We start from the raw sequence: 19,318 nt of genomic DNA, 5'->3' as shown, positions 1-19,318 counted from the left end.
CACTCAACCTAAGTTTTTAAGAATCCAGCTACTACCATTATCGGCAAGTACCAGCACGCGATCGCACTCGAACTCGTCTTGTTCATTACTGTGACCCGGCATACTCTGGATCACGACCTCGCCCGCCTTGCGCAACTCGGCGATTTTTTCCTTCAATTCTGGCGCGCTGCCCCACGGCGCGCGGATCGAATGCTTCCGTTCCGCGGTCGGCAACAGGCGCGCCAGTTCGCGCAAATCGAGCGAGAAGCCGGTCGCGGGACGAGCCCGGCCGAACGCTTCGCCGACGTGGTCATAACGGCCGCCGCGCGCAACCGCGTTCGGCAAGCCAGGTACATACAGCGCAAACATCGCGCCGCTTTCATATTGGTAGCCGCGCAGGTCGGCCAGGTCGATCGCCACTTCGGCGCGACCCAACGCAGATCCGGCCAGCGCGGCCAGCTCGGCCAGCGCTTTGAGCACGCCCGGCAGCGGCGGCAGCACTTCGCGCGCACGCGCCAGCACGTCGATGTCACCGTACAGGTTCGGCAAGGCCAGCAAAGCATCGCGCGTGACGGGATCGTAGGCGGCAGTCAGCGCACGCAGGCCCGGCGCATCTTTCGCGCGCAGCAAGGTGTACAGCGCAGCCTCGTCGCGCACGGCAGCGGCGTCTTGCGCAATGATAGCGCGCAACAGCCCGACGTGCGACAAATCCAGGCGGACGGAGTCGAAACCGGCCAGTGCCAGCGAAGCGAGCGCCAGTTCCTGGATCTCGGCATCGGCTTCCAGGCCGGCGTGGCCATAGATTTCGGCGCCGATCTGCAGCGGTTCGCGGGTGGCATGCAGACCCGACGGACGGGTATGCAGCACGCTGCCGGCGTAGCACAGGCGGGTCACGGTGGCACGGTTCAGCAGGTGCGCGTCGATGCGCGCCACTTGCGTCGTCATGTCGGCACGCAGGCCGAGCATGCGGCCCGACAGCTGGTCGACCAGTTTAAAGGTGCGCAGGTCGGTATCCTTGCCAGCGCCGGTCATCAGCGATTCCAGATACTCGAGCAGCGGCGGCATCACCAGTTCATATCCGTACAAACGGAAATTATCCAGCATGAGGCGGCGCAGCTCTTCGATCTTGCGCGCTTCCGACGGCAGAACATCGGCAATATTTTCGGGCAAAAGCCAATTCGGCATGAGGGAGCGAGATACGGAAGAAAGTTGAAAAAATGCATCATGCGAGGCAGCGGCGAGCGCGCCAGGCAAGAGGCCGAACCTGATATTTTACGCGAAAACACGGGCCTTTAGGGACAAGTTCTCCGAATAGCTGCCACACAGCCCTAAAAACACCGCATTTTACGCCTTCCCGCAACAGCCTGGGCGCACCAAAAAAAACGGGGCCGGCATTGACGCCGGCCCCGCTGCTGCTGCCACCCGTCCTTGCGGCCAGGTGCAGTCTCGATGCTGCCTTACTTCCTGGATGGAGCGGCCGCGCCGTTACCCTTGAAGTACTTGAAGAATTCCGAACTCGGATCGACCACCATCACATCGCCCTTGTCCTTGAACGTGGCACGGTAGGCTTCCAGGCTACGATAAAACTTGTAGAACTCCGGATTCCGGCCAAACGCTTCCGCATACACCTGCGACGCCTTGGCATCACCCTCGCCGCGGATCTTCTCGGCTTCGCGGTAGGCTTCGGCCAGGATCACCGTGCGCTGCTTGTCGGCGTCGGCGCGGATCTTCTCGGAGTCAGCCGAACCGGTCGAACGCAGCTCGTTGGCCACGCGCACGCGCTCGGACTTCATGCGTTCGTACACGGAGTTATTGATCTGCTCGACGTAATCGACGCGTTTCAGGCGCACGTCGACGATGCCCACGCCGATGGCCTCGGCCTCGGCCGCCACCTTGGCCTTGATCGCCTGCATCACCTTGCCACGCTCGCCCGAGATCACTTCGCGCACCGTGCGCTTGGTGATTTCATCGTTCAGGGCGGCCTTGACGATTTGCGACATGCGGTTGCGGGCGCGGCTTTCATCGCCGCCGAAGCTGCGGAAATAGGTCTTCGGATTGACGATGCGCCACTTCACATACGCGTCGACGAGAATGTTCTTCTTCTCGGCCGTGATGAAGCGTTCCGGCTCCGGCGTGTCGAGCGTCAGGATGCGCTTGTCCAGGTAGATGACGTTCTGGAACGGCGGCGGCAGCTTGAAATACAGGCCAGGCTTGCTGATCTCGTCCTTGACTTCACCGAGGGCGAAGACGATGGCGTATTTACGCTGATCGACGACAAACACGGTCGAAGACAAGAGCATGATCGCGATAAAGCCCGCGATCAGGGCGGCAACGATACGGTTCATTAGCGGCTCTCCCGTTCACGCGAAGAGCGGCTGTCACGGCGCTGATTGACTTCTACTGTCGGCATGGCTTCCTGTGGCAAAACGGTGTTGGCTGCGGGTGTCGCGGCAGCACGGGCGGCGGCATCGGTGGCAGCCGTCTGGGCGATCAGCTTGTCGAGCGGCAGATACAGCAGATTGCTACCCGTCTTGGCATCAACCATGACCTTGCTGGCACTGCTGAACACTTGCTGCATCGTTTCCAGGTACATGCGGTCGCGCGTGACGGCCGGCGCCTTCTGGTACTCGACCAGCACCTGCTTGAAGCGCGACGCGTTACCTTCGGAGTTCTCGGTCACCATGGCCCGGTAGGCCTCGGCTTCCTGCACCAGGCGGAATGCTGCGCCGCGTGCTTTTGGAATGACGTCATTGGCGTAAGCCTGGCCTTCATTCTTCTGGCGCTCACGGTCCTGGCCTGCCTTGACGGCATCGTCGAAGGCGGCTTGCACCTGCTCCGGCGGCTGCACGGCCTGCATCGTCACGTTGTTGATCAACACGCCAGCCTTGTAATCTTCAAGAATCTGCTGCATCAATTTCTGCGTGTCGAAGGCCACTTTTTCGCGGCCTTCATACAGCACGAAGTCCATCTTGCTGCGACCGACCACTTCGCGGATCGCCGTCTCGGCGACCTGGCGCAAGGTGTCTTCCTGGTCGCGCAGGCTGAACAGCCATTCCACGGGATCTTTCAAGGTGTACTGCACCGCGAACTGGATATCGATGATGTTTTCATCGTCCGTCAGCATCAGCGACTCGCTGGCCTGCTTGTTGCGCAGCGACGTGCGATACCCGACTTCCACCGTGCGCACCTGCGACACGTTGACGGTTTCATCGGTCTGGAACGGATACGGCCAGCGCCAGTTGAGACCGGCCGGCGCCGTGCGCGTGTATTGGCCAAACGTCAGCACCACGCCGCTCTGGCCCTCTTGCACGATGAAGGCGCCGCTGGCGAGCCAGATGAAGACGGCGATCACGCCGACCACGCCGGCGGTGATGCCGGCGCCCTTCATGTCGGGACGCGGGCCGCTGCCGCCGCCGTTGTTATTGCCGCCGTTGTCGGGACGGTTCTTCTGTCCGAAAAAGGCGTTCAGGCGCTGATTGAAATCGCGCCACAGCTGATCGAGGTCCGGCGGACCTTCGCCGGGCTTTTTGCCTTCTTGGGCTTTCTTGCCGTCGTCCTTGCGATTGCCCCAGCGGGGATCGTTCAGGGACAACTTCAAGCCTGTTTTTTTGAGTAGGGAGACAAGCATAACTATCGTGTTCCGACTTGGGAGTGGGTGGAAATCGTATCGTCCTCGCCAGGCTCTTCGTCCTGGTCCGGGGCGGCGCCATCGTGCTGGTCGTACTGACCGTCCAACTGATCTTCCTGCGGTGCTGCGTCGTTCTGATACAGGTGCGCCGAACGAGGCGCCTTCCTGGCCATCTCGACAATCGCATCGCGCAGCAGGTCGAGCCCGCTGCCCTTCTGCGCACTCACGAACACGCGACTGATCGTAGCATATTCGTCGCGCTCCACCGAAGGTTCCAGCCCGGCTGCGTCGATCTTGTTCCACACGAGGATTTGCGGAATGTGATCGGCGCCGATCTCTTTCAAGACCAGGTTGACCTGCTCGATCTGCTCCATGCGTACCGGCGACGCAGCGTCGACGACATGCAGCAGCAAATCGGCATGAATGGTTTCTTCGAGCGTGGCGCGGAATGCGGCCACCAGCTGATGCGGCAATTCGCGCACGAAGCCGACCGTGTCCGAGATCACCACATTGCCCACTTCCTGGCCCAGGTAAACCCGGCGCGAGGTGGTATCGAGCGTGGCGAACAACTGGTCGGCGACATACACGCCGGCCTTGGTCACGGCATTGAACAGGGTCGACTTGCCGGCATTGGTATAGCCGACCAGGGACACCGAGAATGTGTGATTGCGGCCGCGCGCGCGGCGCTGCGTTTCGCGCTGCTTGTGCAGCTTTTCCAGGCGCGCGCGCAAGGCCTTGACACGGTCGCCGATCAGCCGGCGGTCGGTCTCGAGCTGCGTCTCGCCGGGACCGCGCAAACCGATACCGCCCTTTTGCCGCTCAAGGTGGGTCCAGCCGCGGATCAGGCGCGTGGCCAGATGCTGCAGCTGGGCCAGCTCGACTTGCAGCTTGCCCTCGTGGCTCTTGGCGCGCTGCGCAAAGATGTCGAGGATCAGGCTGGTACGGTCGAGCACGCGCACATTCAGGCGCTTTTCCAGATTGCGCTGCTGTGCGGGCGAAAGGGCGTGATTGAAGATGACGATTTCCAGGCCATCGTTGACGACGATGTCGCCAATTTCATCGGCCTTGCCGCTACCGACGAAATACGCGGAATCGGGACTCGAACGCTTGGCCGTGATGGTGGAAATCGGGTCCGCGCCAGCCGAACGCGACAACAGCATGAGTTCTTCCATGCTGGCGGCGAAGTCGCTGTGACCGAAGTCAACCCCGACTAGTACGGCGCGCATGATGGCATCAGACAAGTTGCGGCGGACGCCGACGCCGATGCAAACGCATCAGCGCCGCTGGCGCGGACGGAGGCGATGGAGGGTGAAAGGCGCTGGGCCTTCAAGCTCAACGCTTTACTCCGCTTCAGATTCAATATTGAGATTGACGGCACGGGCCGGCACCACTGTCGAGATGGCATGCTTGTACACCATCTGTGTCACCGTATTGCGCAGCAATACGACATATTGATCGAATGATTCGATATGGCCCTGCAATTTAATGCCATTGACCAGGTAGATCGAGACAGGAACATGCTCTTTGCGTAATGCATTGAGGAATGGGTCTTGTAACAGTTGCCCTTTGTTGCTCATAACAGCTCCGTTGTTTATGTTGTTGTGTAAGAATTGGAGGCGACTCGCTTGATTTCAAGTGCTCTCACACCTTTCAAAGAAAGAAAGATGCGTCTTAGCTACTGTAACCTGTTTTCGCGATCGCTGTCGCGCATGGCGCATTAACACTTTATTATTTCCGTGCAAACAGCCATGAATGGTTGTCGGCGCCGCATTATCTCTGCGGCGCCTTAATATGCACTTAATCCAGCGATGAACGCATTACTTGCTCGGCGTGCGTGCAAACGGGTTTTTACCCGTGCGCAGTTCGATGCGCAGCGGCGTGCCGACCAGCGCAAACGTATCGCGGAAATGTTTTTCCAGATAGCGTTTGTACGGATCGCCGACGGCGTCGAGCGCATTGCCGTGAATCACGATCACCGGCGGGTTCATGCCGCCCTGGTGGGCGTAGCGCAGCTTCGGACGGATCGAGCCCTTGCGGCGCGGCTCCTGCTTCTCCACGGCCTCGATCAGGGCGCGCGTCAGCTTCGGCGTCGACAGGTCGCACATGGCGGCTGCATACGCGGCGTTGAGCGACTTCATCAATGGACCGATGTTGGTGCCCTTCAGCGCCGAAATGAAATGCATCTGCGCGAACGACAGGAAATCGAGCTTGCGGTCGATATCGATCTTGATTTCGTCGCGTTCGTGCGATTGCAAGCCATCCCATTTGTTCACGGCCACCACCAGCGCGCGGCCCGATTCCAGGATGAAGCCGGCGATATGCGCGTCTTGCTCGGAAATATCCTGCTGCGCGTCGAGCATCAGCACGACCACGTTGGCTTCGGAAATCGATTGCAGGGTTTTCACCACCGAGAATTTCTCGATCGCTTCAAATACCTTGCCACGGCGGCGGATACCGGCCGTGTCGATCAGCGTGTATTGCTGGCCATCGCGCTCGAACGGAATCTCGATCGAGTCGCGCGTCGTGCCCGGCATGTCGAAGGCGATCACGCGCTCTTCGCCCAGCAGCGTGTTAATCAAGGTCGACTTGCCCACGTTTGGACGGCCGACGAGGGCGATCTTGATGCCGCGGTCGGTCTTTTCCAGCTCTTCAGGCTCATCCGGACGCTGCGCGAACGCCAGGTCCAGCATCACTTCGACGAGGTCGTTGACGCCGTCGCCGTGCGCCGACGAAATCGCATACGGATCGCCCATGCCCAATTCATAGAATTCGGACACGACGGCCGTATAGCGCATGCCTTCGCTTTTGTTCACCACCAGCAAGACCGGGCGACCGCTCTTGCGCAGGAAGTCAACGATGGTCTTGTCATGCGGGGTCAGGCCTTGACGGCCGTCCACGATGAACACCACCACGTCGGCCTCGGCCACGGCCTGCTTGGTCTGCAGTGCCATCTGGTGCATGATGCCTTCCTTGGCGACGGGTTCGAAACCACCCGTATCGATGACCAGGAAGGGACGTTCGCCGACACGGCCTTCGCCATAGTGACGATCGCGCGTCAACCCAGGCAAATCCGCCACCAGCGCATCGCGCGAGCGGGTCAGACGATTGAATAAAGTCGATTTCCCAACATTGGGTCGACCTACTAGTGCAATTACCGGCTTCATTGTATTACTCGACCGCGAGAGCGGTCACTGTCCCTGATTGGGTTTGAAAAATCAAATTCGAACCGGCAACAACGGGAGCCGAAACAATCGGGCTACCGTCGGTGCTGACACGACCTATTAATGCGCCATCTTCCCGTGACAGGAAGTGGATATAACCTTGATAGTCACCGACGGCGACGCTGCGGCCGAAAGAGGCCGGCGTCGACAGGCGGCGGCGCGCCAGCGCCTCATTCTTCCAGGCGCTCTGGCCGCCTTCGCGGCTGAACGCCACCACGGCGCCCTGGGCGTCGGCGGCAAACACGAAACGCTGGTCGACAGCCACGCCCACATCGGACGAGATCGGTTTGGTCCAGCGCGGCACGCCTGTGGCGGCATCGAAGCAGCCTGCCTTGCCCTGGTACGTGACGGCGCACACTTCACCCTCGAACACCACCGGCGTACCGGCGATGTCGGAGACGCGCTCCAGTTCGGTAGCGCCGCGCGGTTCGCTGACGACGATCTCCCAGCGTACCACACCGGTGGCCGCCGTCAGTGCCAGCAGCTTGCCGCCCGGCTGGGCCACGTAGACATTCGCGCCGCCCAGCACCATGCCCGGCGCATTGCGCAGGGTCAGTGCCGGCGTGGCGCGCTGCACCGTCCACTTGCGCTCGCCCGTCTTGGCATCGAAGCCGACGATGCGGTTATCCACGCTGCGCACCACCACCACGCCCTGCCCCACGACGGGTGCCGTCAATACTTCGCTGGACGCCTGTGCCTTCCACAGCTGCTTGCCATCGGCATCAAACGCCAGCACGACGCCCTTGGCGGCGCCCACGGCCACCACGCTGCCATCGCTGCCGGCGCTCGACGTGATGTCGCTGCCGGCCTTGACGCGCCAGGTTTCACGGCCGCTGGCCGCATCCAGGCGCGCCAGCGCGCCATCAGCATTGACCACGTACAGGCTGTTGCCGGCCAGCGCAGGCGTAAACGCGTACACACCGGCCTTGCCGATCGAATACTTCCAGGCGTCGCGCACGGCAATGCTCGATTTTAACTCGACCAGCTTGGCCGGTTCGACTTTCGGGTCTTTCGAGGCGAACGGATTCCAGGACGAGCAACCGGCCATCAGGGCCAACAGACTTGCAGCTACCAGCTTTTCAGTGACACGCATAAGTGTTATCCAACCTTTTTCTTGTACTTGTAAGGGCAAGGCAGGCGGCGCACAACGCCGCGCGGCCGCACCATCAGTGTGCCTGTCAGGCGGCGGCCTTGTCAGCCTTGGCCTTGTCTTCCGGCACCGTACCGCCAATCGCTTCCAGTTTGACCTGGATCAGTTGACGGCCTGGATTGTTCTTGTCCGTCGCGGCTATCGCGGCCAGGTAGGCCGTGCGGGCATCGGCCAGCTTGTTTTGCGCCACCAGGATGTCACCCTTGCGGTCGGCCACGGCGCCGGCAAATTGCGCCACGGTGGCCGTCGCCAGCACTTTCAACGCTTCATCGTAGGCTTTTTCGTCCAGCAAGACACCGGCCAGGCGCAGCTTGGCGATGGCCTTGTACTCTTCCGTGCCGTGCTCGGCTACCCATTGCAGCTGGGTCTTGGCCGTTTTCAGGTCATTCGCGTCGAACGCCACCTTGGCCGCGGCCAGCGCGCTCATCTGCGCATATGCCGTGCCGCCGAAACGCGATTGCATGTCGCCGGCCGCGCGCATCACCTTGGCCGTGTCCTTGGCGGCGATGGCGTTTTGCAGTTCGTCGTACAGCTGGCCCGCTTGCGCAGCCTGCGTGCGCTGGTAGTACTGCCAGCCAGCCCAGCCGCTATAGCCTGCCAGCGCCACGATCAGGACCCAGGAGGTCAGATTGCCATTGCGCTGCCACCAGGCCTTCAGGGTTGCCAGTTGTTCTTGTTCTTCGTGATCGTATGCCATGGGTCGTCAGTTTTAATGAGTAGTTGATCGAGGGTAGTACGGTCTTACTTCAAATCAATGGTGGTGATGCACGTGGCCGCCAGGACCGTGGTCGTGGCCGCAATCGTGGTCGCCGATGATCTGGTCCACCACGTAATCGACGACATCGTCGAACGGCACCGTGCTCTGCTGCGCGCCTGCATCGGCTTCGCGCATGGCTTTCACCGTGGCGACATTGTTGGCGATTTCATCGTCGCCCATGATCACGGCAAACGCCGCGCCGCTGGCATCGGCCTTTTTCATTTGCGTCTTGAAGCTGCCGCCGCCGTTGCTCGCTGCGCAATGTAGCACAACGTCGAGGCCCGCATCGCGAATCCGCTCGGCCAGCACGAAAGCTTGCAAGCCTGCCTGCTCGCCCTGGTGCACCAGATACACGTCGCACTGGGCCGGCGCTTCAGGCTCAGCCGCATCCTTCATCAGCAGCACCAGGCGTTCGACGCCCATGCCGAAACCGACGGCTGGCGTCGATTTGCCACCGAACATTTCCACCATGCCGTCATAGCGGCCACCGGCGCACACCGTACCTTGCGCGCCCAGCTTGTCGCTGACCCACTCGAACACCGTGCGGTTGTAGTAATCGAGGCCGCGCACCAGGCGTGGATTGATGGTGAACGGGATATTGTTGTGGTTCAAGATCTTCTGCACGCCGTGGAAGTGGGCCAGCGATTCCTCGCCCAGGTAGTCCAGCAGCTTCGGCGCGCCATTGACCAGGTCCTGCATGGCAGGGTTCTTGGTGTCGAGGATGCGCAGCGGATTGCTGTGCAGGCGGCGCTTGGCTTCTTCGTCGAGCAGCTCGCTGTGGCTTTCCAGGTAGGCGATCAGGTCGGCGCGGTGGCGCAGACGCTCGTCCGCGTCGCCGATCGAGTTCAGTTCCAGGCGGATGCCTTCCAGGCCCAGGTCATCCCACAGGCGGCGGGTCATCATGATCAGCTCGGCGTCGATGTCCGGGCCCGTAAAGCCGATGGCTTCCGCGCCGAACTGGTGGAACTGGCGATAGCGACCCTTTTGCGGGCGCTCGTGGCGGAACATCTGGCCTTTGTACCACAGGCGTTTCGGGCCTTCGTAGACGAGGTTGTGCTCGACCACGGCGCGCACCACGCCGGCCGTGCCCTCAGGACGCAGGGTCAGATTGTCGCCGTTCATCGAATCGGTGAACGAGTACATTTCCTTTTCCACGATATCGGTCACGGCGCCGATGGCGCGCGCGAACAATTTCGTTTCTTCCACGATCGGCGTGCGGATCTGCTGGAAGCCATAGCTTTGCAGCACGGATTGCGCCGTATTTTCAAACAATTCCCACAGCGGGGCGTCGGCGGGCAGCACGTCATTCATGCCTTTGACGGCGGTGATTTTATCGAGCTTTTTATTTTCGGACATAGTGTTCTCTTTAACTTGATTGTCGGATTACGCGCGTAGCGCTAATCCGACCTACGCTGCTGCGCCATAATGGCTTTTAACATAATTGAGGACGATGTCCTGGAATTCCTCGACGATGCGTTCGCCGCGCAGGGTGACGACTTTTTCGCCGTCGACAAACACGGGCGCGGCCGGCGACTCGCCCGTGCCGGGCAGGCTGATGCCGATGTTCGCATGCTTCGATTCGCCGGGGCCGTTGACGATGCAGCCCATGACGGCCACGTTCATCGCTTCCACGCCCGGATACGCTATCTTCCATTCCGGCATCTGCTCGCGCAGATACGTCTGAATGTTGTCGGCCAGTTCCTGGAAAGTGGTCGACGTGGTGCGGCCACAGCCCGGACAGGCGATCACCATCGGCGCGAACTTGCGCAAGCCCATGGTTTGCAAAATTTCCTGGCCGACAATCACTTCGCGCGTGCGGTCGCCGCCCGGTTCAGGCGTGAGCGAGATGCGGATGGTGTCGCCGATGCCCTCTTGCAGCAGCACGGACAGCGCCGCGGTGGACGCCACGATACCCTTGCTGCCCATGCCCGCTTCTGTCAGGCCCAGGTGCAGCGGATAGTCGCAGCGCTGCGCCAGCTCGCGGTACACGGCGATCAGGTCTTGTACGCCAGAGACCTTGCACGACAGGATGATCTTGTCGCGGCCCAGGCCCAGCTCTTCGGCGCGCACGGCGTTTTCAATCGCCGACGTCACCAGCGCTTCATACATGACGGCTTGCGCCGGCCATGGGTCGGCGCGGCCCGCGTTTTCATCCATGATGCGCGCCAGCAAGGCTTGATCCAGGCTGCCCCAGTTCACGCCGATGCGCACCGGCTTGTCGTACTTGCAAGCCGCTTCGATCATTTGTGCAAATTGCGTGTCACGCTTGGCGCCCTTGCCCACGTTGCCCGGATTGATGCGGTACTTCGACAGCGCGCGCGCGCAATCGGGGTAGTCGTTGAGCAGGGTGTGGCCGTTATAGTGAAAATCGCCCACCAGCGGCACGTCGATGTCCATCTTGTCGAGCTGCTCGCGGATGTATGGCACGGCGGCGGCCGCTTCCGGCCGGTCCACCGTCAGGCGCACCAGTTCCGAACCGGCACGCGCCAGTTCCTTGATCTGGATCGCCGTGCCGATGGCGTCGGCCGTATCCGTGTTCGTCATCGACTGCACCACCACGGGGGCGTCGCCGCCCACCCAGATCTGGCGCTGGCCGTGCGCGATCAGCACCTTGCGGCTGTCGCGGCGGCCGGAAGGACCGGAGCCGATCGCTGTTTTCGAGGTAGCCATAATATTATCTTCTGAGTTTGCTTGAACGGTTACTGCAATTATTTGATGCTGACACGGGAAATCGTGCCACCGGCAACGGTCGGCAGATCCAGTTTGGCACCGCGCAAGGTTGCCTGCACGGCACCCGGCTTGCCCACCACCAGGGTGGCCGGTCCCGCGATATCGAACGTTTCCGTGCTGCCCGCCTTGACCATGCGCGAAATCAGCGGCGAGCTGCCTGGGCGGCGGATTTCCACCCAGGAATCCTGCTCCACCTTCAACACCAGCGTATTCGCACCCACGGCAGCAGCGGCCGGCGCGACGGCAGCCGTTGTCGCTGGCTCAACTGCTGGCGCGGCGGCCGGCGCCGAAGCGACGGCAGAAGCCGGTGCGCCCGTCTGCGTATCGTTGCCTGGCGGCGGCGGGACGGAAATCAGCGGCACGGATGGCGTCTGCACGGGCGTCAAGTCCTGGCCCGGCTTGATCAGGGTCGTTTCCACGGGGCCCACGTCCGCATGCGCGGTTTCTTTCTCGGCGTGCGAGGACACCAGGCTGGCGGGTACATAGCCGAGCTTGTAAGCGCCAAAGGCGGCGGCCACGACGACAGCCACGGCGCCGGCGATCCAGAGCGGAGTCTGGTTCGACGAGCGCTGCGTCATCGACGGGAAGCGCGATTCGGAAAACGTGGCGGAAATTTCACGCCGCACGGGCGCGATAGCCGGGTCTTGCGCCGGCGCCGGATGGACTTCGATCATGGCCACCAGCGGCGCCGCGTCGAGCTTGACCACCTTGGCATAGGCGCGCACGAAACCGCGCACCACGGCCAGGTTCGGCAAGGCCGCCATGTCGCCCGCTTCCAGCGCGATCACCTGGCGTGGCGCCAGTTTGAGCTGGTCGGCCACCTGTTCCACCGGCCAGCCCAGCGCTTCGCGCTGCGCCTTCAACTGTGCGCCTGCCAACGCAAGATTGCCCTGGGGCTGCTGCTGAGGCGTTTCTGCCCACTCTGAATTCATTGGTATCCCTGTCTCACTCATCAAACGCCCCATTTTGATAAGCAGCATATTCGGGGGAGCCGGAATGGTGGTTGCGCAAATGCGCCCCCAGGCCAGCTTCCGCACCCGCATCCCCGAGCTTATGCTGCACCTTGATCCCGAGCCACAGCACATCGGCCGCCTGGCTCTCCATTGTCGCTACTTTACCGAGCCGCTCAAGGTAATGAGCCGCTTGCCGGTAGTCTTGCTGTTGGTAATACACGCGCACCAGGCCGGCATACGTGATGGCCGTACCAGGTGCGATGCGCTCCGCCTTGAGCCAGTAGCTGGCGGCGCGCGGGTAATCTTGCATGACCAGGCTGCACGCCGCCGCATTATGCAGCGCCAGTTCAGGCGTGCCATAGGCGACATCTTGCAATGCAGCATCAAAATACGTCAACGACTGCGCCGCGCGCCCGGTCTGGCACAGAAACAGGCCATAATTATTGCTCAACTCAGGATTGTGGGGCGCGAGGCGCAATGCGTAAAGAAAATCTTTTTCGGCAGCCACAGGTTGGCGCAGGGCAGCAAAAATCAGAGCGCGCATGCCGCGCACCTGGGCATTGTCCGGCACCAGCTGCACCGCCTGCTCCGCTTCGGCCAACGCCACCACAAACTGGTCTTGCATATAATAGGCGCTGGCCAGCTGCAAACGCAAGGCGGCGCGCTGCTCGACAGAAGCAGCTTGCTGCTTGTCCGCGGTGGAAGCACAGCCGGCCAGCAGCACGCCCAGGCTGACAACAGCCGCGGCAAGTGCGCCAGGATAAGCCATGCTTCCCCGCATCAGGAGCGGATCTCCACGATCTTGCCGAAATTGGCGCCGAATTTTTGCTGATACTCGGTCATCTTTTCCATGCGTTCCTGCACCCGCGTGCGGTCCTTGACTTCGCCGGCCAGCTGGCCGCAGGCCGCATCGATATCGTCGCCGCGCGTCTTGCGCACGGTGGTAATGATGCCGCCATCCATCAGCACCTGGGCAAACGCCTTGATGCGCGGGTTTTTCGAGCGGAACAGGCCCGACTCGGGAAACGGGTTGAATGGAATCAGGTTGAACTTGCAGTTCACGCCGAACTCGCGGTCTTGCACCAGCGCCAGCAGTTCGTGCGCGTGCTCGTCGCTGTCGTTGACGCCATCGAGCATGCAGTATTCAAACGTGATGAAGTCGCGTGGGGCGAATTCCAGGTAGCGCTTGCAGGCCGCCATCAATTCTTTCAGCGGGTATTTCTTGTTCAGTGGAATCAAACCATCGCGCAAGGCATCGTTCGAGGCGTGCAGCGAGACGGCCAGGGCCACCGGCACTTCCTGCGACAGCTTGTCCATCATCGGCACCACGCCCGAGGTCGACAGGGTCACGCGGCGGCGCGACAGGCCGTAGGCGTTGTCGTCGAGCATCAATTTCAGGGCCGTAACGGTCGGCTCAAAGTTCAGCAGCGGTTCGCCCATGCCCATCATCACCACGTTGGTGATCTGGCGCTCGCCTTTCGGGCCCGGCTCGATGCCCTTGGTGCGGCGCAATTCGAATTCCGCCATCCACAGCTGGCCGATGATTTCGCCAACGCTGAGGTTGCGGTTGAAGCCTTGCTTGCCCGTCGAGCAGAAACGGCAGTTCACGGCGCAGCCGGCCTGGGTCGAGATGCACAGGGTGCCGCGGTTTTCTTCCGGAATGAACACGGTTTCCACGGCATTGCCATTGCCCACGTCGACCAGCCACTTGCGCGTGCCGTCCGTCGACGTATGGTCGCTGATGATGGCCGGGGCGCGCACTTCGGCGCGCGTGGCCAGCTTGTCGCGCAGCGACTTGGCCAGGTCCGTCATGGCGTCGAAATCGGAAGCGCCGAACTGGTGTATCCAACGTTGCAATTGTTTCGCACGAAACGGTTTCTCTCCCAACTCGGCGCAGTAGGCGATGAGTTGCGCGGGATCGAGGTCCAGCAAGTTGGTGAGGGTCGTCGTATTCATGATCTTGTCTATTCTAAAAATCCGTCCCCGCGCGCATCAGGAGCGAAAACTCCACAGCGCAGCGGGAACAGGGGGTGATAAGTTATTTCACAGATAACGCCAGGAAATAACGTTATCTAAGGCAATTAAGCCTTCAGTTCTGGGAAGAAGTAAGCGATTTCCACTTGAGCAGCTTCGACAGCGTCGGAACCGTGTACGGCGTTAGCGTCGATCGAATCGGCGAAATCGGCGCGGATCGTGCCTTTTTCTGCTTTCTTCGGATCGGTCGCGCCCATCAGGTCACGGTGGGCCAGAACGGCGTTTTCGCCTTCCAGGGCCTGGATCATGACGGGACCGGAAACCATGAAGTCGACCAGATCTTTGAAGAAGCCGCGTTCTTTGTGCGCTGCGTAGAAACCTTCAGCTTGTTCGCGCGACAGTTGGGTCATGCGTGCTGCAACGATTTTCAGGCCAGCGTTTTCAAAACGGGTGTAAATTTGACCGATGACGTTTTTTGCAACTGCGTCTGGTTTGATGATCGACAGGGTGCGTTCGATTGCCATGTGTGAAAACTCCAATAAAAAGTAAGGTTTAAAACGGTAAATTGATAACTCAATCAACCTTTGATTTTACCATACTCCACCCCATATCACCCAGACAGGCAGGGGGCATGCTTCCCTGCCGCTTGAGTTTAATGAAATCTTAAGCTGCTTTTTTGGCAAATTCCGGCCCTCATGCTATCCTTGGGTAAAGCAGTAATTTGAATTGACAACACGGAGGCACTATGAATCAGAACATGCAACGCACCTTTGACCTGTCGGGGGGCATGCAGCAAGTCCGCCATCAGGTCTTGCGCAACACTTACTGGCTGCTGGCACTGTCCATGATACCGACCGTGCTGGGCGCCTTCATCGGCGTGCAAATGCATTTGCCGATGCTGACCGGCGGCATGGGTTTCATCATCTTCATGGCCGTCGCATTCGGCTTCATGTACGCGATCGAAAAAACCAAGAACTCGGGCCTCGGCGTTGCCGTCCTGCTGGGCTTTACCTTCTTCATGGGCCTGATGCTCACGCCTATCCTGACGCGCACGCTCGGCTACTCGAACGGCGGCATGCTGATCATGACGGCATTCGGCGGCACGGCCACCATCCTGGCCGTGATGGCGACCATCGCCACGGTATCGAAGCGCGACTTCTCGGCCATGGGCAAATGGCTGTTCGCCGGCGTGATCGTGCTGATCCTGGCATCGGTGGCGAACATCTTCCTGGGCCTGTCGGCACTGTCGATCGTGATCTCCATGGTCGCCATCGCCATCTTCTCGGCCTACATCCTGTATGACGTGCAGCAAATCATCAACGGCGGCGAGACCAACTACATCTCGGCCACCCTGCGCATCTACCTGGACGTGTACAACATCTTCACCAGCCTGCTGTCGCTTTTAGGTTTTGCAGGCGGCAGCCGCGACTAAGCGCTGCGCTTGAAACAGCAAAAAGCCGACCCTCGGGTCGGCTTTTTTACGTCTGCAGCATTACTTGCTCTTCTCCGCCACCTCGCGCAGGCAGGCGCGGGCGCGGTCCAGGGTCGGGTTGTCGCGCTGGGCCGCATACACGGCGTAGGCGGAATGCGAGAATTCGGGCGCGTCGCGCACGCGGTACAAGAGGCCCGCATCGAGGTAAGGTTGCGCGCTGCCGATGCGAAAGTAACTGGCGCCGCCCACTTCCAGCAGGTACACGAGGGCCAGTGGCCCCAGCGAAATCGAGACGGGCGGGCTGCTCAGCTCCGGATACGTCGCCTGGTGGTTGGCCGCAAAGCTGGGCCCCCAGTCCACATACACATACGTATCGGCATGCATCTGCCCATCGGCGTGCGTGGTCACCATCACCAGTTTTTCCTCGGCCAGCAATTCGCTGGCCAGGCCCGGGCGCTGCGGCGGGTTGTACAGCACGGCCAGGTCGAGCGAGCCGTCGTGCACGGCGTCGAGCAGGCGTGCCGGGCTGTCGACTTCCGCGCGCAAGGCGATCTCGGGGCAATCGCGGCTCATGCGTATGAGCCAGTCACCGAGCAGCGGCTGCCACAGGCTCAGTTCGCAGCCGATGCTGACGGCGTCGTCGCGCCCCGGCGGCAGCGCAACCTGGTGGCGCGCCCGCTCCCACACCTGCACCATCGTGGCCGCATGGCGCATGAAGCGCTCGCCGGCCGACGTCAGACGCGCGCCCGCCTTGTTGCGCACGAATAGCTGGCGCCCCAGCTGCTGCTCCAGGGTGCGGATGCGGGCGCTGACGGCCGTTTGCGTCACGTGCATGCGCTCGGCCGCCATGATGAAACTGCCGCAGGAAGCCACTTCCAGGAAGGTACGCGCTTGATTGATATCCATCAAGCCATGATATCAGCTGCCGCGCATCTCAACTGACACGCTCGTAACCGCCCAGCACGCCCTGCTTCGACAAGACCCATTGCCACAGCTGCAAGTCGCGCGCGCGGAAGGCACCGGCGCAGGACAGCAGATAGTAGGACCACATGCGGTGGAAGCGCTCGCCCAGCTGGGCGGAAAACTGCGGCCACGCCTGCTCAAAATTGGCGTGCCAGGCCATCAGGGTCTGGTCGTAGTCGGCGCCGAAGTTGTGCAGGTCTTCGGCCACAAACAGATCGTCGATGGCGTCGCCGATTTGCCCGATCGACGGCAAGTCGCCGTTCGGGAAGATGTATTTGTCGATCCACGGGTCGCACGCGGATTGGCGCTTGTTCTTGCCGATCGTGTGCAGCAGGAACAGGCCGTCGTCTTCCAGACAGCGGTGCGCCACTTCCATGAAGGTGCGGTGGTTCTTGTGTCCCACGTGCTCGAACATGCCGATGCTGACGATGCGATCGAATTTTTCATCGGTGTCGCGGTAATCCTGCAGGCGGAAGTCCAGCTTGTCCCCGCCCGGCATGCCGCGCGCGTACGCGACCTGCTCTTGCGAGATGGTCACGCCCACGCACTGCACCTGGTATTTTTCCGCCGCATAGCGCATGAAACTGCCCCAGCCGCAGCCGATGTCGAGCACGCGCATGCCCGGCTCCAGCCTGAGCTTGCGGCAAATCAGATCAAGCTTGGCTTCCTGCGCCTCGGCCAGGTTGCTGGCATCCTTCCAGTAGCCGCAAGTATAGGTCATGCGCGCATCGAGCATGGCCGCATAGAAGGCGTTGCCCAGGTCGTAGTGTTCCTTTCCCACCATCCACGCGCGGCGCTCCGTCTGCAAGTTGAACAGGCGCGCAGTCAGGGCGTGGAAGACCAGGCGCATCGGGCGCACGTCGTCGGCCACTCTGGCGCGCAACAGATGGCAAAAGAATTCGTCGAGCTGGCTCGCATCCCAGTCGCCATCCATGTACGCTTCGCCCAGGCCCAGGTTGCCGCTGGCGAAAGCCCGCTCGGGCACGCCCGGTTTGCGCAGCTGCATGTCCCAGGCGGCGCGCCCGTTCAGGTGGATGCCGGCCCTGGCCAGCAATTCGGCCGCTTCGCGCGTCAGCCGCGTGTCGAGCTGGAGTCCGGCGCTACCGGCCTGTGCTTGTTGCAACTGCATTGCTGCTTGTGTCGTTTGCTGCGTGTTCATGCCCTGCCGCCTCCAGATGGTTGTGGGTGCTGGCGCGCCGGCACGTCTACTCGGAGGCCCGGCGGCGCACCAGCAATAAAATTATCTACCCCTCATCCGCATCTGGATAATGAAACATCATGACCATTCATATCAAAATAATTGCCGTAAAATGATTTGAATAAATTATTTTGTGGAAATATCTTATACAAGATACCTACCGTAGCATGAAAAAAGCCGCCTGTACGACGGCTGTTCGCGGCAAGTTCGCGCCATCCACACTACGATCAAAAGTCGTGATTCGATGGGTACTTGCTATAAAAATCGTTATCCCATTTGAAGTTGGTAAACGCCACGGTGAGGGAAATATCGAGCGCTTCGACAAAATGCCAGCAGCCGACGGGCAAAAACAGGATTTCGCCCGGCGCCAGCACGCATTCGCGCACCTGCACGTCGGCCATCAGCGGGTAGCGCCGCAGGTCGATATCGCGCCCGTCGACGGGGGTAAAACAGTGGCGCTGGTTGTACACGCGCGCCACCTCGCAGGCGGCCATGATGCGCAGCCGCTTGCGCCCTTTGACCTGCGCCATGAAGTTGTTCGTCAGATCGTGGTGGAATGGCGTCACGGTGCCGGCCGGGCCGAACCATAAAAAGCCCGTGGGAGCGCCATCGGGCTTCAGGTATTCGGGCAGCTGGCCGATATCGTCCCACAGTTCGCGCAGCGCCTGCCTGTTTTGCGAATTGTTGTTCGCCGTCATATAGAAATCGTTGGTCGCGCCGCTGTTCTCGACCAGGCTGGCGTACTCGCCAAAGGCCATCTTGCGCTTGTGCGCCACACTGTTCATTTCGTACTGGGCGTCCGCTTCGCGGCCGCACTGCACTTCCACTTCGCGCTGCGCGTAGTGTTCACGAAAATAGGCCGGACTCCATTTTCGGAGCGCCGGCCAGTCATCGAGCATGCCGGTGATGATCACGGGCTGGTTGGTGGAGTAGTACTCGTCGAGGAATTCCTGCGCCGTCAATTTCTCGCGACGCGGTATCTCGGGTGGACGCAACTGGTTCAGCTTGCGCTGGATGTCGATCACCCAGTCGTGCTTGGCCAGCCGGTTCGACAGGCGCACGGCGCCGGCCAGGTAGGGACTGTGCAGCGCGAGCTCGATTTCGCGGCGCGCCAGGGGCTCGGCGATGCCGGCCTGTTGCAGCACCGGCATCAGCGCCGACGGATGACTGCCCAGCATGAGGTTTTCCGCGATCCAGCTGCGCCACTCGCGGCTCAGCTCCTGTTCCTGCTGCTGCTCTTGGTGCTGCTTGACTCCGAATGTCGATACCGCCGCCATCGCCCGCCTCCTGTGTATTTTTATGACCAACCGGCCGGACAGCATGGCTATCCGGC

18 protein-coding genes are annotated in these 19,318 nt (G+C 61.2%); 1 reads left to right on the top strand and 17 read right to left on the bottom strand.

Features of this window, described 5'->3' with window-relative positions; all coding sequences use genetic code 11:
- Positions 1-3: 3 nt before the first annotated feature.
- From CLU93_RS19630 to ndk, 14 genes are all read right to left on the bottom strand, one after another.
- Entirely contained in the window at positions 4-1,164 is a 1,161-nt protein-coding gene (locus CLU93_RS19630; protein WP_071076284.1) for an ATP phosphoribosyltransferase regulatory subunit, read from the bottom strand.
- Between the two features lie 272 nt (positions 1,165-1,436).
- Positions 1,437-2,324 carry a protease modulator HflC gene (gene hflC, locus CLU93_RS19625; RefSeq protein ID WP_099762968.1) on the bottom strand — a complete coding sequence of 296 codons (888 nt, stop codon included), beginning with the start codon at positions 2,322-2,324 and terminating at the stop codon, positions 1,437-1,439.
- Positions 2,324-3,607 (bottom strand): FtsH protease activity modulator HflK, encoded by a 1,284-nt coding sequence (hflK, locus tag CLU93_RS19620; protein WP_099762967.1) that lies wholly within the window; start codon positions 3,605-3,607, stop codon positions 2,324-2,326. The genes hflC and hflK overlap by 1 nt, the downstream gene beginning before the upstream one ends.
- Positions 3,608-3,609: 2 nt before the next feature.
- Positions 3,610-4,833, bottom strand: coding sequence for a GTPase HflX (hflX, locus tag CLU93_RS19615; protein WP_099764492.1), 1,224 nt, complete (start codon positions 4,831-4,833; stop codon positions 3,610-3,612).
- Positions 4,834-4,947: 114 nt separating this feature from the next.
- A complete protein-coding gene (gene hfq, locus CLU93_RS19610; protein WP_008450615.1) occupies positions 4,948-5,184 on the bottom strand; it encodes an RNA chaperone Hfq in 237 nt (78 codons plus the stop codon).
- Between the two features lie 240 nt (positions 5,185-5,424).
- The gene (gene der, locus CLU93_RS19605) at positions 5,425-6,771 is read right to left on the bottom strand and encodes a ribosome biogenesis GTPase Der (protein WP_034752028.1); all 1,347 of its coding nucleotides are present in this window, start codon (positions 6,769-6,771) and stop codon (positions 5,425-5,427) included.
- Positions 6,772-6,775: 4 nt separating this feature from the next.
- Complete coding sequence (gene bamB, locus CLU93_RS19600; RefSeq protein ID WP_099762966.1) at positions 6,776-7,921, bottom strand: outer membrane protein assembly factor BamB; 1,146 nt, start codon at positions 7,919-7,921, stop codon at positions 6,776-6,778.
- An 85-nt stretch (positions 7,922-8,006) separates the two neighbouring features.
- Positions 8,007-8,675, bottom strand: a complete 669-nt coding sequence (locus tag CLU93_RS19595; RefSeq protein ID WP_099762965.1) for a tetratricopeptide repeat protein — start codon at positions 8,673-8,675, stop codon at positions 8,007-8,009.
- A gap of 54 nt (positions 8,676-8,729) precedes the next feature.
- Entirely contained in the window at positions 8,730-10,091 is a 1,362-nt protein-coding gene (gene hisS / locus CLU93_RS19590) for a histidine--tRNA ligase (RefSeq protein WP_099762964.1), read from the bottom strand.
- A 51-nt stretch (positions 10,092-10,142) separates the two neighbouring features.
- Complete coding sequence (ispG, locus tag CLU93_RS19585) at positions 10,143-11,405, bottom strand: flavodoxin-dependent (E)-4-hydroxy-3-methylbut-2-enyl-diphosphate synthase (RefSeq protein WP_099762963.1); 1,263 nt, start codon at positions 11,403-11,405, stop codon at positions 10,143-10,145.
- Positions 11,406-11,443: 38 nt separating this feature from the next.
- Positions 11,444-12,343: a helix-turn-helix domain-containing protein gene (locus tag CLU93_RS19580; RefSeq protein ID WP_306594914.1), complete on the bottom strand. Its 900-nt coding sequence runs from the start codon at positions 12,341-12,343 to the stop codon at positions 11,444-11,446.
- Between the two features lie 67 nt (positions 12,344-12,410).
- Positions 12,411-13,187, bottom strand: a complete 777-nt coding sequence (gene pilW, locus CLU93_RS19575) for a type IV pilus biogenesis/stability protein PilW (RefSeq protein ID WP_165829513.1) — start codon at positions 13,185-13,187, stop codon at positions 12,411-12,413.
- Positions 13,188-13,198: 11 nt separating this feature from the next.
- The gene (gene rlmN / locus CLU93_RS19570) at positions 13,199-14,374 is read right to left on the bottom strand and encodes a 23S rRNA (adenine(2503)-C(2))-methyltransferase RlmN (RefSeq protein WP_071076956.1); all 1,176 of its coding nucleotides are present in this window, start codon (positions 14,372-14,374) and stop codon (positions 13,199-13,201) included.
- A 125-nt stretch (positions 14,375-14,499) separates the two neighbouring features.
- Complete coding sequence (gene ndk, locus CLU93_RS19565; protein WP_071076275.1) at positions 14,500-14,916, bottom strand: nucleoside-diphosphate kinase; 417 nt, start codon at positions 14,914-14,916, stop codon at positions 14,500-14,502.
- A gap of 221 nt (positions 14,917-15,137) precedes the next feature.
- On the opposite strand from ndk, the gene CLU93_RS19560 reads away from it, so the two are divergent.
- Positions 15,138-15,824 carry a Bax inhibitor-1/YccA family protein gene (locus tag CLU93_RS19560; protein WP_034752039.1) on the top strand — a complete coding sequence of 229 codons (687 nt, stop codon included), beginning with the start codon at positions 15,138-15,140 and terminating at the stop codon, positions 15,822-15,824.
- A gap of 60 nt (positions 15,825-15,884) precedes the next feature.
- Here CLU93_RS19560 and CLU93_RS19555 read toward each other — a convergent pair whose 3' ends face one another.
- From CLU93_RS19555 to CLU93_RS19545, 3 genes are all read right to left on the bottom strand, one after another.
- Positions 15,885-16,730: a LysR family transcriptional regulator gene (locus CLU93_RS19555; protein WP_099762960.1), complete on the bottom strand. Its 846-nt coding sequence runs from the start codon at positions 16,728-16,730 to the stop codon at positions 15,885-15,887.
- A gap of 28 nt (positions 16,731-16,758) precedes the next feature.
- A complete protein-coding gene (gene cfa / locus CLU93_RS19550; protein ID WP_207781101.1) occupies positions 16,759-17,916 on the bottom strand; it encodes a cyclopropane fatty acyl phospholipid synthase in 1,158 nt (385 codons plus the stop codon).
- A gap of 296 nt (positions 17,917-18,212) precedes the next feature.
- On the bottom strand, positions 18,213-19,262 hold the full coding sequence (locus CLU93_RS19545; protein WP_099762958.1) for a cupin-like domain-containing protein: 1,050 nt from the start codon (positions 19,260-19,262) through the stop codon (positions 18,213-18,215).
- Positions 19,263-19,318: the final 56 nt, after the last annotated feature.

It is taken from the genome of Janthinobacterium sp. 35 (assembly GCF_002754575.1).
Taxonomy (GTDB): Bacteria; Pseudomonadota; Gammaproteobacteria; order Burkholderiales; family Burkholderiaceae_D; genus Janthinobacterium; species Janthinobacterium tructae.
The sequence above is the reverse complement of the archived record's forward strand: the minus strand, read 5'-3'. Positions and strand labels throughout refer to the sequence as shown.

Excerpts from the sequence above, each read along its gene's own strand:
- der (WP_034752028.1), bottom strand. The coding sequence starts at position 6,771 with ATGAAGCCGGTAATTGCACTAGTAGGTCGACCCAATGTTGGGAAATCG.
- hfq (WP_008450615.1), bottom strand. The coding sequence starts at position 5,184 with ATGAGCAACAAAGGGCAACTGTTACAAGACCCATTCCTCAATGCATTA.
- pilW (WP_165829513.1), bottom strand. The coding sequence starts at position 13,187 with ATGGCTTATCCTGGCGCACTTGCCGCGGCTGTTGTCAGCCTGGGCGTG.
- hflK (WP_099762967.1), bottom strand. The coding sequence starts at position 3,607 with ATGCTTGTCTCCCTACTCAAAAAAACAGGCTTGAAGTTGTCCCTGAAC.
- CLU93_RS19560 (WP_034752039.1), top strand. The coding sequence starts at position 15,138 with ATGAATCAGAACATGCAACGCACCTTTGACCTGTCGGGGGGCATGCAG.
- rlmN (WP_071076956.1), bottom strand. The coding sequence starts at position 14,374 with ATGAATACGACGACCCTCACCAACTTGCTGGACCTCGATCCCGCGCAA.
- hflX (WP_099764492.1), bottom strand. The coding sequence starts at position 4,833 with ATGCGCGCCGTACTAGTCGGGGTTGACTTCGGTCACAGCGACTTCGCC.
- cfa (WP_207781101.1), bottom strand. The coding sequence starts at position 17,916 with ATGCAGTTGCAACAAGCACAGGCCGGTAGCGCCGGACTCCAGCTCGAC.
- CLU93_RS19555 (WP_099762960.1), bottom strand. The coding sequence starts at position 16,730 with ATGGATATCAATCAAGCGCGTACCTTCCTGGAAGTGGCTTCCTGCGGC.
- CLU93_RS19545 (WP_099762958.1), bottom strand. The coding sequence starts at position 19,262 with ATGGCGGCGGTATCGACATTCGGAGTCAAGCAGCACCAAGAGCAGCAG.
- ndk (WP_071076275.1), bottom strand. The coding sequence starts at position 14,916 with ATGGCAATCGAACGCACCCTGTCGATCATCAAACCAGACGCAGTTGCA.
- CLU93_RS19595 (WP_099762965.1), bottom strand. The coding sequence starts at position 8,675 with ATGGCATACGATCACGAAGAACAAGAACAACTGGCAACCCTGAAGGCC.
- CLU93_RS19630 (WP_071076284.1), bottom strand. The coding sequence starts at position 1,164 with ATGCCGAATTGGCTTTTGCCCGAAAATATTGCCGATGTTCTGCCGTCG.
- bamB (WP_099762966.1), bottom strand. The coding sequence starts at position 7,921 with ATGCGTGTCACTGAAAAGCTGGTAGCTGCAAGTCTGTTGGCCCTGATG.
- hflC (WP_099762968.1), bottom strand. The coding sequence starts at position 2,324 with ATGAACCGTATCGTTGCCGCCCTGATCGCGGGCTTTATCGCGATCATG.
- hisS (WP_099762964.1), bottom strand. The coding sequence starts at position 10,091 with ATGTCCGAAAATAAAAAGCTCGATAAAATCACCGCCGTCAAAGGCATG.
- ispG (WP_099762963.1), bottom strand. The coding sequence starts at position 11,405 with ATGGCTACCTCGAAAACAGCGATCGGCTCCGGTCCTTCCGGCCGCCGC.